Consider the following 14,788-nt stretch of genomic DNA (forward strand, 5'->3'; position numbering starts at 1 on the left):
CCCTTAGAGTTTCTCAAAGAAAAACGGCTTACGCTGTTCTTTATCCCCATTAAGTTCATTCATAGTCTCTGCATCAAATAACTTACCATTGACCATAGTATGAGTGACTTTGTCGGTAACGCGAATGTCGGCTAATGGATCACCATCAATAACGATCAAGTCTGCGAGCTTACCTTCTTTGATAGAACCGAGTTGCTGTTCCATGCCAAAGGTCGTCGCTGGATTAATGGTGGCCGTTTTCAACACTTCCATATTGCTCATGCCGCCTTGGGCAAACATCCACATTTCCCAATGTGCCGCTAAACCTTCACGCTGACCGTGGGCGCCAATATTTGGGTGAACCCCTAACCTATTTAGCTCGTTAGCGACTTTTGCAACATTGAAATGATTGTAGTGGCCATCTGGAGCATGGGGGCGTCGCATTGATCTTGCTTGTAAAATATCGGCTGGCACATACATGGATAGGCGTGGATGGACCCACACATCGGTTTTATCATACCAGTAGTTTTCGCCTGAAATACCGCCATAGGCGACCACTAAGGTTGGGGTGTAACCGACTTTAGTTTGGCTCCAAAACTGTTTGATATCATTATAGATTGAACCAACGGGGAGAGAGTGCTCAATCGTAGTATGTCCATCGGCGACCATGCTTAAATTATGTTGCAGCAAGCTACCACCTTCAGGGACAACCATCATTTCGAGTTCACGTGCGGCTGCGATAACTTGCTGCCTCTGATTGCGGCGCGGTTGGTTATAGCTTTTTACGCTAAACGCCCCGACTTTTTTCAGGCGTTCAAGATGAAACTTGGCATCATCTAGTGAGTCTATGTGCGATGTGTAGCCAGGCGCATTGGCACCATAAAGTATGGTGCCGGTGGAGAATATTCGTGGGCCAACAATATTGCCTGCTTTTTGTTGCTCAGATGCGGCAAAGATTTCTGTGGTGTCATTCGATGGATCGTGAATCGTGGTCACACCCAAGGAAAGGCCAGAATATAGCGCCCAGTTCTGTTGTGGCACGATTTCATCATCTGCTTGCGGTCCATGGGCGTGGGCATCGAATAGTCCTGGCATAATGGATTTGCCTTTGATGTCGATGATCTGCGCATCCTTGGGAATCGTAACATTGGCATCGCCTACGGCGACAATATGATTGTCTTGAACTATGACCACACCATTATCAATTACCTGGTCATTTTCCATGGTAATCACTTTACCACCGACAAACGCGATTGTTCCACGTGGAACATCGGCCTTTTCGGTAAAGCCTAAATCGATAATGCTTGGTTGTGCCTTTTCATCTTTGTCGCGATATTGAGTGTCAACCTTGGCTTGGTACAACTCGGGGCCAAGAGTCCAATATAGTTGGTCGCTTTTACTGTTCCAACTGATACTTTCGCCCGCACGGGTACTCAATTGGCTTACAGGTAGATTGTTGGCATTGGGACCAATCTCAACTGTCTCGCCGTGTTTCGCAAAAGGCGTTACCCAAACCTTAAAGCGTTCAGCAAAGGCGAGTTGCTCACCATCGGGAGAAACCCTAAACTCAGTCGCATGTTTGCTGCTGTAATGAACCCGCTTATCGAAGCCGTCTAAATTGATCGATGATAACTGTGGCGTTTCATCTTCGCTGCTATTCATAAAAAAGACGCGATCGGCATTGGCACCGAATTGAGCTTGATAGCCATCTGCACTGATCTTGTTATTTTGTTTACCTTTGATATCGACTTTATAAAGTCCAGGTTCCTGCGACCAAGTTCTCGGAGTGAGATTACCACCTTGAGTTTTACGATACACAACAAGTTCACCATCGGGTGAAAAGGTGGGTTCTACGTACTTTCCTGGCTCAGATGTTAGCTGCTTAGGTTTGCCCCCTTTAGCGCTAATCACTTGTACTGTGCCTTGGTCTTGGTCATTCCAAGTGGTGAAAACAATATTTTTGCCATCGCGGGACCACTGTGGATAAAGCTCCGCGATATTGTTATCGAACTCAGTTAAGCGTGACATTCTGCCGTCGGGTAAGGATTTTAACCAAATCTTACCCAGTGCTTCGAATACGACTTTGTTGCCATCCGGTGAGACTTGCGCCATACGTAGCATTTTTACATCGAAAACGTCTTTATCGATATCTTGCTTAAAGCGCACTGAGGGCTGTACGGCTAACTCGGTTTTTACACTAAAAGGAATGTCGGTGAGCATTTTATTGGCAACATTCAGGCGGTTAATCTTTCCTTTGGCCCAGAAGAAAATATCCTTGTTATCTTGAGTCCATGCCATTGTTGGGTAGACGCCATGAATGGCCCAAGTCTCTTGCATATCACGGTCAAGTTCGCCAAACAGCTTAGTCGTCTCGCCTGACTTAAGGTCGAGTAGGTAGAGTGATGACTGGAAATCATCGCGCTTAATATAGGCGAGCTTAGTGCCGTCTGGGCTCGGCGTTGGCCGAATCGCTCCACCCGTGCCTTCGATTAATACTTCAATCTCACCAGTCTGAGTATCGTAGCGTTTTATTTTGTAGATACCGTTGACCGAATCCTTTGAGTAATGGAATGTTTTACCCGGCGTGTCATCCTGACTAAAGTAGATATAGCGACCATCGGGAGAATACGCGGGTTCACCTAAATCTTTCTCATCATTCGGGCGTTCGGTCAATTTGACGCCTTCACCACCCGCAACGTGGTATAGCCACATTTCGCCCGCACCCAAACTACGACTGGCGGTAAAGTGCTTACGGGCAACCAGATACTGGGAGTCTGGGCTCCAAGCTGGACTGTTTAGCAGTCTGAAGGTTTCTTGGGTAACTGTTCCTGGGTTTTTACCATCAGCATCCATAATCCAAATGTTATCACCACCATCGCCATCGGACGTAAAAGCAATGTGCTTGCCATCAGGGCTATAGACGGGCTGCATCTGCCAAGCTATGCCTTGGGCTAATGGCTTAGCTTCACCGCCTGTTACTGGAATTTGGTAGATGTCACCGAGTAAGTCGAAGACGATATGCTTACCATCTGGACTGACACTTAAGTTCATCCAAGTGCCTTCATTAACATCAACTTTGACTTGCACTAAGGGAGCATTCGCTGGAGCGTTAACATTCCAAGTCGATTCTTTCGTTTCTGTGGCGTTAACTGCTAGGGTATTCATCCCAAGAGTGAGGGCAATATAAAGCGGGGTAAGTTTAGAGTTCAACATGTCACTTCCTGTTATCGTTCTTATGGGCTACATGAGCGGTATTAATCACAAGATAAAGTTTTGTTAATACTTGGTGTGGTTATCGCATAAATAGATAGGAAGGAAAACGTAAATACTGTTTCAATTGATGTTCGAGCTAGAAAGCTGATATTTATATTAGGATTGGGACAACAGAAATAGAACCAAGTTATTTGGTTCTATTTATAGAGGAATAGGGATAACTAGCTGAGATAGGCTGATTGGATTAGCGAGGAAAGAAAATTGCTATCTCATCACCTAGGTGGATCATGGCATCATTTAATACCCTGCATGTAACACCTCCTCGCCAATCTGGGGTGAGTGCGGCTTCTAAACCGACATGTGCAATTTCCATTTTTTTACAGGGATCGGTCTCACCTGTAATTTCAAGTAGTAACTCACCAATCTGTAAATGTTTACCAACATCTGCGCTGCTAAATACCAGACCATCAACGAGCAGATTTGCTCTGCGAGTCGTCCAAGGCAATTCTGCCTCGATAGCACGACAGGCTTGTTGCCATTGTAGTTTGGAAAGCACAGTGACTTGGCGTTTGCCAGGACGACCAAATACATCTTTCTCTACACCATTTAACTGGGTGACATTGGCACAGAGAACCTCATTCATTGGGCCGCGCTTTACAGTTTTATAGGCAATTGCCAGCAGTTTTGGCATAGTTCCTCACATCCTTTTTTAATGATTAAGTCGCTAAAACGATACGACTTAAAGTCCTTTTTTGATCAAATATTGGTATGGCGTCTGAGCCGTTTCGCTGGCGATAAGGGTGTGATCCATAAACTCACAGAAGCTTGGAATATCGCGTGTCGTTGCAGGGTCATCGGCAATGATCAGCAGTGTCTCGCCAGCAGCCATTTGTCTTACCGTTTTACGCACCATCATTACAGGTTCTGGGCAACGTAAGCCAAGTGCATCGAGCCTATGCTGTGCGGTTGAGAAAGCGTCGTTCATATTACCTCTACTGAACGGTTAAGCAGAATTAGCTAATGTTACTCCAGCCCCCATGATAAACCAAGTTGGTGGTCTCAATTTGTGATGTGGTTTGATTGGTGTGCTTTTTGTCGTTACCAAAGCTAGAGATAAAATGTTCCACGTGGAACAAACTTATGGCTGATAGTAATTAACATTACTCAACGGCTTTATCAGCAGCGCTTTGAGATTGAGAGATTGGATGGATGACAGCTGTACTATTCTCTGGTGCTAAATCATTTGCAGCTGCCATAGTTTGTTGCTGCAATTTGGACGCCCGTTTGTAGCTATACATTTTTTGATCGGCTTTATGAATTAAGCTATTGGCTTCTTCATATTCATAGGGGCCAGTATCTGTAATGCCAAAGCTTAAGGAAATATTGTTTAGACTGAGTTTTATTTTTTGATTAAACCGAGTGATGAAATTCTCGCGAGCTTGTTCCTCACGACAATTAGGCATGATGATACAGAACTCATCTCCACCATATCGAAAACAATGATCTTCAGCACGAGTGGTTTCTTTAATCGCTTTTGCGACAGCACAAAGTACTTCATCACCTGATCTATGGCCTTGAGTGTCATTAAATAATTTAAAATCATCTACATCTAAGTAGATGACACATACTGGCTCGGCGCGTCTTTGGGCTGCTCTGAGTATGCGAGTTGCGGTTTCTTGTAAGTGCCTTACGTTGAGCAAACCTGTTAAGGGATCGGTTTGCGAGAGTTCTTCTAACTGCTGGGTCCGCTCTTTGACTTTGCTTTCCATGCTTTGGGCATATTTCTCGGCCTTATCTTTAGCGTTCTCAATCTCGGAGACTAAACTGCGAATATAAGTATCGAATACTAGTGTGACATCAAACAGCACGAGTTTATCAATTGCGGCTCGAATACGTTCGGCTTGACGTACATCTTGTACTGAGCCGTTGATCACTGCATAGATCAACTCCTTGAGTGTGTGTACCGCAGACAGGTAAAGTTTGGGCTCAACACCAATGCGTTTATGGACTAAACCAATCCGTAGGCGATTGTTTACGTACTCAAGATCATAAACACCATTAAATAAATCAAGCACATATCTTCTCTGTGCGGTACGCAGGCGGGCAAGGGTGTCTGAGTCTCCAATCAAGAGCGCAATTTCTGACACACTGGTTTGTAAGCCGTAAAAGTCATCGACGATTTTATCGATGTTTTCTTCGATGATAGGCTTAAAGGATTGTAGGGCCTTTACATCCCCCCCAGTAAAAGAGAAGAGCGCCTTACGAGACTCGATCTCCAACTCAGTGATCCGCATTTGTTCGAAAAGGGTCTGTTCCGTTTGTAGCATCAGGCATTCCTCTGGTAAAACAACGAATTGCATCCTTGCACTACACTGCCTAGATTTGGCTGATGATTGCTTGCCTGTTGTCGTCCACAATAGCCAGTAATGCCCTTGTAGTTAAGTCGATAACGGACTGATTTTCAAATGAACAGCAGAAGAAATGAGAAATATTAATATTTACGATGGCAGAAGATTTGGCATAAAAAAAACCGGAACAAGTTCCGGCTTTGATAATTATTCGATTAACGAATTAAACGCGTTCGAACACAGTGGCGATACCTTGGCCTAAACCAATACACATGGTCGCTAAACCTAAGGTCGCGTCTTTGTCTTCCATCAAGTTGATCAGCGTCGTAGAGATACGTGCACCTGAACAACCCAGTGGGTGACCTAATGCAATCGCACCGCCGTTGAGGTTGATTTTGTCGTCAACCACATCCGCTAAGCCTAAATCTTTTACACAAGGTAAAGACTGAGCTGCAAACGCTTCGTTCAGTTCAATCACATCTAAATCGGCAACTGTGATACCGGCACGAGCCAGCGCTTTTTGCGTGGCTGGCACTGGGCCGTAACCCATGATAGCCGCATCACAACCCGCAACCGCCATAGAGCGAATACGTGCACGAATCGGCAAGCCAAGTGCGCGCGCTTTAGATTCTTCCATGATTAACATGGCTGAAGCGCCATCAGACAGTGCAGAAGAAGTACCCGCAGTGACAGTACCGTTGACTGGATCAAATACCGGACGCAGTGCTGCTAGAGATTCCATAGTCGTTTCTGGGCGGATCACTTCGTCTTGCAGTACTTTAATTAAGGCACCGTTAGCATCGTGACCTTCAATGCCATAGATTTCCTTGGCAAAACGGCCTTCAATCGTCGCAGCATAAGCACGTTGATGAGAACGTACTGCAAAAGCATCTTGCTGTTCACGGGTAATACCGTGCAGTTTACCCAGCATTTCAGCAGTTAACCCCATCATGCCAGAGGCTTTTGCCACGTTATTAGCAAGACCTGGGTGGAAGTCGACACCATGGCTCATCGGCACGTGGCCCATGTGTTCTACGCCACCAATAATAAAGGTGTCGCCCATGCCTGTCATAATCGCCCGCGCAGCTTGATGGATAGCATCCATTGACGAACCACATAGGCGGTTAACCGTCACAGCGCCAGCGGTCTTTGGAATGCCGGCTAATAGTGAAGCATTACGGGCAATGTTGAAGCCTTGCTCTAGGGTTTGTTGCACACAACCCCAAATCACGTCTTCAATTAGGTTTGGGTCGAGTTGCGGATTACGCAGTAACAGACCTTTCATCAATTCGGCAGACAGAGTTTCTGCACGTACATTACGAAATACGCCAGCCTTTGAGCGGCCCATCGGAGTACGGATGCAGTCTACGATAACAGCTTGTTTCATGATTAAATTCCTTTCCCGCTAATTAGGCTTGGTAGTAGCTACCGTTATTGGCTGCTAATGTACGCATCGCATCTGTGACTTGATACAGACCGCCCAAGTGAGCATATTTGTCTGCTAAGGCCACAAAGTTTGCGACACCCATGGTATCCAAATAACGGAACACGCCGCCTCTGAATGGCGGGAAACCTAAGCCATAAACTAGGCCCATATCCGCTTCGGCTGGTGATGCGACAATACCTTCTTCTAAACAGCGCACGGTTTCGATGATCATAGGGATCATAGTACGGGCAATAATGTCATCGGCTTCAAAGACTTTTAATTCGCCAAAGGCCGCTTTCAATAGGCCGTAGCTCGTTGGATCGACATCTTTCTTCGGTTTACCACGGCTATCGACTGAATAGACATAGAAACCTTTGCCATTTTTCTGGCCAAGACGTTTGTTCTCAAACATCACATCAATCGCATCAGTGCCTGATTTACCCATGCGATCAGGGAAACCTTCAGCCATAACGGCTTGGGCGTGATGACCTGTGTCTAAACCCACTACGTCGAGCAGGTAAGCAGGGCCCATTGGCCAACCGAATTGTTTTTCCATTACCTTGTCGATTGCAGCAAAGTCGCCACCTTCGGCAAGTAAGCCGTTAAAGCCTGCAAAGTAAGGGAAGAGTACGCGGTTAACGAAGAAGCCTGGGCAATCGTTTACCACGATTGGCGTTTTGCCCATTTTGCTGGCGTAAGCCACAACAGAGGCGATGGTTTCTTCAGAGCTGTGCTCGCCACGGATAACTTCGACCAACGGCATTTTGTGCACTGGGTTGAAGAAATGCATACCGCAGAAACGCTCAGGTTTCTTCATGCTCTTAGCGAGCAAGTTGATTGAAATCGTTGAGGTGTTTGACGCGATAATCGCATCTTCACTCACATAACCTTCAACTTCGGCTAAAACCTGTGCTTTAACTTTTGGATGTTCAACAACGGCTTCAACGACGACATCACTGTGTTTGAGCGCAGCATAATCTAATGAAGGCGTGATGTTGTTCAGCACTTTGGCCATTTTTTCTGGCGTTGAACGACCACGAGCAACTTGGGCAGACAGCAGTTTGGCGGCTTCATTGAGGCCTAAATCTAATGCTGGCTGGGCAATGTCTTTCATGACAATCGGTGTGCCTTTGCTGGCGCTTTGGTAGGCGATACCGCCGCCCATAATGCCAGCACCTAATACGGCAGCGTTTTTCACTTCTTTGGCTAATTTACCCGCTTTTTTCGCTTTGCCTTTAACGAATTGATCATTAAGGAAGATACCGATAAGCGCTTTAGCAACGTCAGTTTTAGCGAGCTTGATAAAGGCTTGATGTTCGATTTGCAGTGCTTCGGTGCGGCCTTTAGTTGATGCTTGCTCAATTACGCTTACTGCGGCCATTGGTGCTGGGTAGTGTTTACCCGCAACAGCAAACACCATGCCTTTAGCTGTGGTAAATGACATCATGGCTTCAAGTTTTGGCAGCGTTAGGGCAGACAGCTTGCGGTTACGACGCGCTTGCCAATCTAACTTTTCAGCAACAGCATCTTTGAGCATTTGAATCGCAGCCGCTTCTAATGCTTCTGGTGCAACCACGGCATCTACAGCACCGACTTTCAGTGCATCTTCAGCGCGTTGGTCGTTACCTGTGGTGATCCACTCGAGTGCGTTATCTGCACCAATTACACGTGGCAGACGAACTGTGCCGCCAAAGCCTGGGATGATGCCGAGTTTAGTTTCAGGTAAACCGATTTTGGCTGTGGTATCTGCGATACGAAAATCCGTTGCCAGAATGGTTTCACAGCCGCCACCTAAGGCAAAGCCTTTGATTGCAGATGCAGTTGGGAAAGGCAAGTCTTCGAGTTTATTGAAGACTGCGTTGGCTTGTTCAACCCAAGAGAGTAGTACGGCGTCATCTTGTGCAAATAGGCCTAAAAATTCGGTAATGTCGGCACCCACAATAAAGGTATCTTTACTGGAGGTCAGCACTAACGCTTTGATATTGGAATTTTGCTTGATGCTGTCTAATGCGGCATCGAGCGAAGCGAGGGTTTCTCTGTCGAATTTGTTCACCGAACCGGGTGCGTTAAAGCACAGCTTGGCAATATTATCCTCGAGTAACTCAACTTGAATTGTAGGACTTTGGTAGATCATTGCTTGCTTCCTTTTGGCTTAAAAGTGATACCCACCATTATGTGTTGGTGCTAGTACGACTCTCTATCTCACAGCAGCTTCGGCCATCATTTGACCAGTTGTGTGCCAGTGTGCTTCGAAATTCGATAAATTACAACACCCAATTTAAACGACTGTTTAATTTCATGTCGGCTAGAGTGATTTTTCACCTTTGTGATACACTGCACAGAGTGTAGAACACCTAGAATGCGTTAAATCACTTTGCGGATAAATAGGTCTTTGTGGCTGTTTTCCTTAGACGTTTAAACGCTGCAGCCATGCTAGGGTTGAATAGAATTATTAAAAATAATCATGATGTTATCGCTTTAATGTTCTTTATTCAGCAGCCATGTATTTTAGATTGAGTGACAGTTTAACGTTTTGATTGAATCTGTTGTTCATGATCAGATTAAGATTATGTGGGCAAATTTGGCTCATAATATTAACTTTTATTCATTGCAGGAGATGACAAATGGATCAGTTGACTCATCACTATCGTGCCCATATTGCCGAGTTAAACCGCCGAGTCGCAGAGATTTTGTCTCGAGAAGCCTTGTCTGGTTTAGTGATCCATTCGGGTCAGCCGCATCGGATGTTTTTGGATGATATCAATTATCCCTTTAAAGCAAACCCGCACTTCAAGGCATGGTTGCCAGTGTTAGATAATCCGAATTGCTGGTTAGTCGTCAATGGTCGCGATAAGCCGCAGCTGATTTTTTATCGTCCTGTGGATTTTTGGCACAAAGTATCCGATGTGCCGGATATGTTCTGGACCGAGCATTTTGATATTAAGCTGTTAACTAAGGCCGATAAGGTTGCTGAGCTGTTACCTAAAGACACAGTTAATTGGGCTTATTTGGGTGAGCATTTAGATGTAGCCGAAGTGCTGGGTTTTACTAGTCGCAATCCCGATGCTGTGATGAGCTATTTGCATTACCACAGAACCACTAAAACTGAATATGAGCTGGAATGTATGCGCCGCGCCAACCAAATTGCGGTGCAGGGACATTTGGCGGCTAAAAATGCGTTTTATAACGGTGCGAGTGAGTTTGAGATCCAACAGCATTATTTATCTGCCGTGGGTCAGAGCGAAAATGAAGTGCCCTACGGCAATATTATCGCTCTTAATCAAAATGCGGCGATTTTGCATTACACCGCGCTCGAGCATCAAAGCCCTGCGAAACGTTTGTCTTTTCTTATCGATGCGGGCGCGAGCTACTTTGGTTATGCGTCTGATATCACTAGAACCTATGCATTCGAGAAGAATCGTTTTGATGAGTTGATCGCTGCGATGAATAAGGCGCAGCTTGAACTCATCGACATGATGCGCCCCGGCGTTCGTTATCCTGATTTACACTTAGCGACTCATGCTAAAGTCGCGCAAATGCTATTGGATTTTGATTTAGCCACGGGTGATGCCCAAGGTTTGGTTGATCAAGGCATTACCAGTGCTTTCTTCCCCCATGGTTTAGGCCACATGTTAGGTTTACAAGTACATGATGTGGGTGGCTTCTCCCACGATGAGCGCGGTACCCATATCGCGGCGCCCGAGGCCCACCCATTCTTGCGCTGCACCCGCATTTTAGCGCCAAACCAAGTGCTGACCATGGAACCTGGGTTATACATTATAGATACTTTGCTCAATGAGCTTAAACAAGATAGTCGTGGCCTGCAGATCAACTGGCAAACGGTTGATGAGTTAAGGCCTTTTGGCGGTATTCGTATCGAAGATAACGTCATAGTGCATCAAGATAGAAACGAGAACATGACCCGTGAGCTCGGCTTAGCCGATTGATGTTTGAAAATAGATTAGGGCGAATTCGTGCTCGAAAGTTATAACGTTCCCTGTGATGAAATCGTCATTGAAGAAGAGATAAAGCATAGTCGCTTTATCTCTTTTCTCTTTCATTGCGATAGTGTCGATAAATTAAAGTTAGTACTTACTGACATAAAGCGTGACTATCCCGGCGCAAGCCACTATTGCTCAGCTTTTGTTGCTGGCGCACCGGATGATAGCGTCTTGATTGGTTCGAGTGATGACGGTGAGCCCGCTGGCAGTGCAGGCCGCCCTATGTTAGCTGTGTTGCAAGGGGCACATATTGGCGAAGTTGGCGCTGTTGTCGTGCGTTACTATGGCGGTACTAAGCTAGGCGTAGGTGGACTCGTTCGGGCTTATACGTCGGGCTTAAGGCAAGGCTTGATTCAATTACCGACGCAACTCAAACAGTTACGGTATCCCGCCAAGTTGCATTGTGATTATGCGCAGCTGCGCGATGTCGAGCATCTATTACAGCAAGTGGATGCCGTGATCATTGATAAGCAATTTGCCACAGCGGTCGATATTGTGTTTGAGATAGGGCGAGAGCAACAGGCATGGCTTTGTGAGTCGCTGGCGACACTGAGTCAAGGAAGTTTGAGGCCCGAGTTTGAGCTGTGATGCCTGCGTAAATTATGCCAAAATAGCCCAAATGCTGAAAATACCTTTACAGCCAATGGAATAATTGAACTCGCGTAATGCAATATACAACCATAATTAGAATCATAGGCCTGCTGATTGGTTTATTTTCAATCACTATGCTGCCACCAGCACTGATCGCTGTTTGGTATAACGATGGCGGCGGCACGGCGTTTATGCAGGCATTTTTTGTTAGCCTATTTATTGGTTTTTGGCTCTGGTATCCGAACCGCCACTGCAAAGAAGAATTGCGTACTCGAGAGGGCTTCCTGATTGTCGTGCTGTTCTGGACTGTACTGGGTTCTATTGGTGCCTTGCCGTTTATCTTTTCGAGTCAGCCAGACTTAAGCTGGACAGACAGCTTCTTTGAATCTTTTTCTGCGTTAACCACCACCGGAGCCACTGTTATTGTCGGGCTCGATTTCCTACCTAAGGCCATTTTGTTTTACCGCCATATGCTGCAATGGCTTGGCGGCATGGGGATTATTGTGCTCGCAGTGGCTATTTTACCTGTGCTCGGTGTGGGAGGAATGCAGCTTTATCGCGCAGAAATTCCGGGGCCAGTGAAAGACAGTAAGATGACCCCGCGGATAGCCGAAACTGCTAAAGCACTGTGGTATATCTATTTACTGCTAACGATTTCCTGCGCGACGGCTTATTGGTGGGCGGGCATGAGTATTTTTGACGCCATTTGTCATTCATTTTCGACCATAGCCATCGGAGGTTTTTCGACCCACGATGCCAGTATGGGCTATTTCGATAGTCCTACTATTAATCTTATTTGTGTGTTCTTTTTAATTGTTTCTGCGGTTAACTTTAGCGTGCATTTTGCGGCATTTTCACGACGTGGGATTAACGTTAGAGTCTATTTTAAAGATGCTGAATTTAAGATGCTGGTGGCGATTCAACTTATTCTCACCGCGATTTGTTTCTTCACGCTTTATCGTTCTGGTATTTATGATTCGCCAGAAGAAACCTTAGATCATGCTTTATTTCAGGCAGTTTCAGTTGCCACTACGGCTGGATTTGGCACTGATAGCTTCCATCTGTGGCCATTATTTTTACCCATACTATTAATGTTTTCGAGTTTTATCGGTGGCTGTGGTGGCTCAACTGCGGGTGGGATTAAGGTCATTCGAGTAATTTTACTGCTGTTACAGGGTTCCCGTGAATTGAAACGACTCGTTCACCCTAAGGCAATGTTTTCGATTAGGATTGGCTCTAAAGCCTTACCCGACCGCGTGGTTGATGCTGTTTGGGGATTCTTTTCTGCCTATGCGCTGGTGTTTGTGATTTGTATGCTTGCACTCATGGCGATGGGATTAGATGATATTACGGCTTTTAGTGCCACGGCGGCATGCTTAAACAACCTAGGCCCAGGTTTAGGTGAGGTAGCGAGCAATTATGCCAGTATTGGTGATGGAGCCAAGTGGGTATTGGTCGTGGCTATGCTGTTTGGTCGCCTCGAAGTATTTACCTTACTGATTTTGTTTACGCCAACTTTTTGGAAGAATTAATCATGCAGACGTTAATAATCTATTCGACGATAGATGGCCAAACATTGGCAATTTGCCAAAAAATGAAGACGATTGCTGAACAGGCGGGAGAGCAGGTTTCGCTCGCCACATTAGAGCAGGCGGAAGCGTTGAGCTTAGTGGATTTTGATAAAGTGCTGATTGGTGCCAGTATTCGCTATGGTAAACATAGACCAGAGCTTTATCAGTATGTGAATCGCCACCATGCAGTGCTAGATACTAAGATTAATGGTTTTTTTACCGTTAACGTAGTGGCGCGCAAACCCTTAAAAAATACGCCTGAAACCAATCCTTATATGCAAAAGTTTCTCAAGCTTTCACTGTGGCAACCCCAGCTGTTAGAAGTGTTTGCGGGCAAGATTGATTACCCTAAATACGGTTTCTTCGACCGGACCATGATACGTTTTATCATGTGGTTGACTAAAGGGCCAACTGATATTACAGGTACTTTTGAGTTTACCGATTGGGCAAAAGTCGATGCCTTCGGTAACCGTTTTAGCCGACATTAAAAACCATTAAGCCCTAATCACTTGCAAGAGGTTAGGGCTTAAATTTAGGCTAATTTTACAGTGTTAGGCTGCGCAGTAGCGGCTATGCAGAATCGAAATCACTTGGGTGACTTGCTCGTTCTTGAGTTTATAGTAAACAATTTGCGAGCTCTTACGGGTATCCACGAGATCTTCTGCGCGTAATACGGCTAAATGCTGGGATAGAGCCGACTGGCTTAATGGCACTGTGGCGTTGAGCTCGGTTACGCTCAACTCTTTGTCTAGTAATAGACATAAAATCATTAGGCGATAAGGGTTCGCTATGGCCTTGAGCCATTTAGCCGCACTTTCCGCATTAGTTACCATTGCATCTACATCTATATCATTTTGCATAAGGTCACTCACTTTATCGCTTTTGATTAGATAATTCTAATTGAACACATGTGTTTACGCAATCATACTGCTCGGCAATGCAGATCTCAATTTTTGCATCTCAGAATATGAGATACGACTGATTTGTGATCCTATCAGAGGTTTATTTAACGTAACCTTGCCACAATGGTGGTATTACTCAGTGGATCGGGAATTGCCTATGACACGCGTCCTCGTACTTTATTTTACCCGTGGTGGCCATACGGCCAAGATTGCCAGTGCAATTGCCGAGCAATTAAGATTTCGTGACGCTAAGGTTGACCTCATCGATATCAACAGTGCTGCCGCAACTTGTATTAATTGGCCTGATTATGATGTCGTTGCCTTAGGTGCCTGCGTGCTCTATGGCACCTATGATAAGAGCGTTTTTCAATTTATTGAGCAGCATGCACAGGCTCTGGGCGCATTGCCAAACAGTTTTTTCTGCGTCAATGTTGTGGCGAGAAATCCTGAAAAACGTATCCCTGCAAATAATAAATATCTGCAAAAGTTCATTGCGTTATCGCCATGGACGCCTGCTGATCTTAAAATTATTGCGGGCAAAGTGGATTATCCTTCATGGCCTTGGTATGACAGATTGGCGATTCAGTTGATTATGAAGATGACTAAGGGTCCAACTGATCCTAAGTCAGTTATCGATTATACCGACTGGGCAGATGTGAAAGTTTATGCTGATCATCTATTGGAATTAGCTGACGTTACTGCAACAGCTTAATAAAAAAGGCGCTTAACAAGTTAAGCGCCTTTTTAGTATTCAAGC

The 14,788-nt window shown here is 45.5% G+C and carries 12 protein-coding genes; 5 read left to right on the forward strand and 7 right to left on the reverse strand.

Annotation, left to right across the window (positions count from 1 at the left end):
- Positions 1-3: 3 nt before the first annotated feature.
- From L5L97_RS20660 to fadB, 6 genes are all read right to left on the reverse strand, one after another.
- Positions 4-3,192: an amidohydrolase family protein gene (locus L5L97_RS20660; protein ID WP_263183809.1), complete on the reverse strand. Its 3,189-nt coding sequence runs from the start codon at positions 3,190-3,192 to the stop codon at positions 4-6.
- Positions 3,193-3,436: 244 nt separating this feature from the next.
- Entirely contained in the window at positions 3,437-3,883 is a 447-nt protein-coding gene (locus L5L97_RS20665) for an MOSC domain-containing protein (protein WP_113941403.1), read from the reverse strand.
- Between the two features lie 48 nt (positions 3,884-3,931).
- Complete coding sequence (tusA, locus tag L5L97_RS20670) at positions 3,932-4,177, reverse strand: sulfurtransferase TusA (RefSeq protein ID WP_105250817.1); 246 nt, start codon at positions 4,175-4,177, stop codon at positions 3,932-3,934.
- Between the two features lie 175 nt (positions 4,178-4,352).
- The gene (locus tag L5L97_RS20675; RefSeq protein ID WP_105250818.1) at positions 4,353-5,519 is read right to left on the reverse strand and encodes a diguanylate cyclase domain-containing protein; all 1,167 of its coding nucleotides are present in this window, start codon (positions 5,517-5,519) and stop codon (positions 4,353-4,355) included.
- A 244-nt stretch (positions 5,520-5,763) separates the two neighbouring features.
- Complete coding sequence (gene fadA, locus L5L97_RS20680) at positions 5,764-6,927, reverse strand: acetyl-CoA C-acyltransferase FadA (protein ID WP_014609502.1); 1,164 nt, start codon at positions 6,925-6,927, stop codon at positions 5,764-5,766.
- A gap of 22 nt (positions 6,928-6,949) precedes the next feature.
- Complete coding sequence (gene fadB, locus L5L97_RS20685; RefSeq protein WP_263183813.1) at positions 6,950-9,100, reverse strand: fatty acid oxidation complex subunit alpha FadB; 2,151 nt, start codon at positions 9,098-9,100, stop codon at positions 6,950-6,952.
- Between the two features lie 490 nt (positions 9,101-9,590).
- Here fadB and pepQ point away from each other — a divergent pair, with 490 nt between their 5' ends.
- The 4 genes from pepQ (at position 9,591) to hemG (L5L97_RS20705) (ending at position 13,617) form a co-directional block, all read left to right on the forward strand.
- Positions 9,591-10,913, forward strand: coding sequence for a Xaa-Pro dipeptidase (gene pepQ, locus L5L97_RS20690; RefSeq protein ID WP_263183815.1), 1,323 nt, complete (start codon positions 9,591-9,593; stop codon positions 10,911-10,913).
- A 27-nt stretch (positions 10,914-10,940) separates the two neighbouring features.
- Entirely contained in the window at positions 10,941-11,555 is a 615-nt protein-coding gene (locus L5L97_RS20695; RefSeq protein WP_113941398.1) for a YigZ family protein, read from the forward strand.
- Between the two features lie 77 nt (positions 11,556-11,632).
- Complete coding sequence (locus tag L5L97_RS20700; protein ID WP_263183817.1) at positions 11,633-13,090, forward strand: TrkH family potassium uptake protein; 1,458 nt, start codon at positions 11,633-11,635, stop codon at positions 13,088-13,090.
- Between the two features lie 2 nt (positions 13,091-13,092).
- The gene (gene hemG / locus L5L97_RS20705; protein ID WP_263183818.1) at positions 13,093-13,617 is read left to right on the forward strand and encodes a menaquinone-dependent protoporphyrinogen IX dehydrogenase; all 525 of its coding nucleotides are present in this window, start codon (positions 13,093-13,095) and stop codon (positions 13,615-13,617) included.
- Between the two features lie 63 nt (positions 13,618-13,680).
- On the opposite strand, the gene L5L97_RS20710 is transcribed toward hemG (L5L97_RS20705), so the two are convergent.
- A complete protein-coding gene (locus L5L97_RS20710) occupies positions 13,681-13,989 on the reverse strand; it encodes an ArsR/SmtB family transcription factor (protein ID WP_105250823.1) in 309 nt (102 codons plus the stop codon).
- A gap of 199 nt (positions 13,990-14,188) precedes the next feature.
- Between L5L97_RS20710 and hemG (L5L97_RS20715) the strand changes: the two genes are divergently transcribed.
- On the forward strand, positions 14,189-14,743 hold the full coding sequence (gene hemG / locus L5L97_RS20715) for a menaquinone-dependent protoporphyrinogen IX dehydrogenase (RefSeq protein WP_105250824.1): 555 nt from the start codon (positions 14,189-14,191) through the stop codon (positions 14,741-14,743).
- Positions 14,744-14,788 lie beyond the last annotated feature (45 nt).

This window comes from Shewanella sp. SM71 (genome assembly GCF_025653905.1).
Lineage (GTDB): Bacteria > Pseudomonadota > Gammaproteobacteria > Enterobacterales > Shewanellaceae > Shewanella > Shewanella oncorhynchi.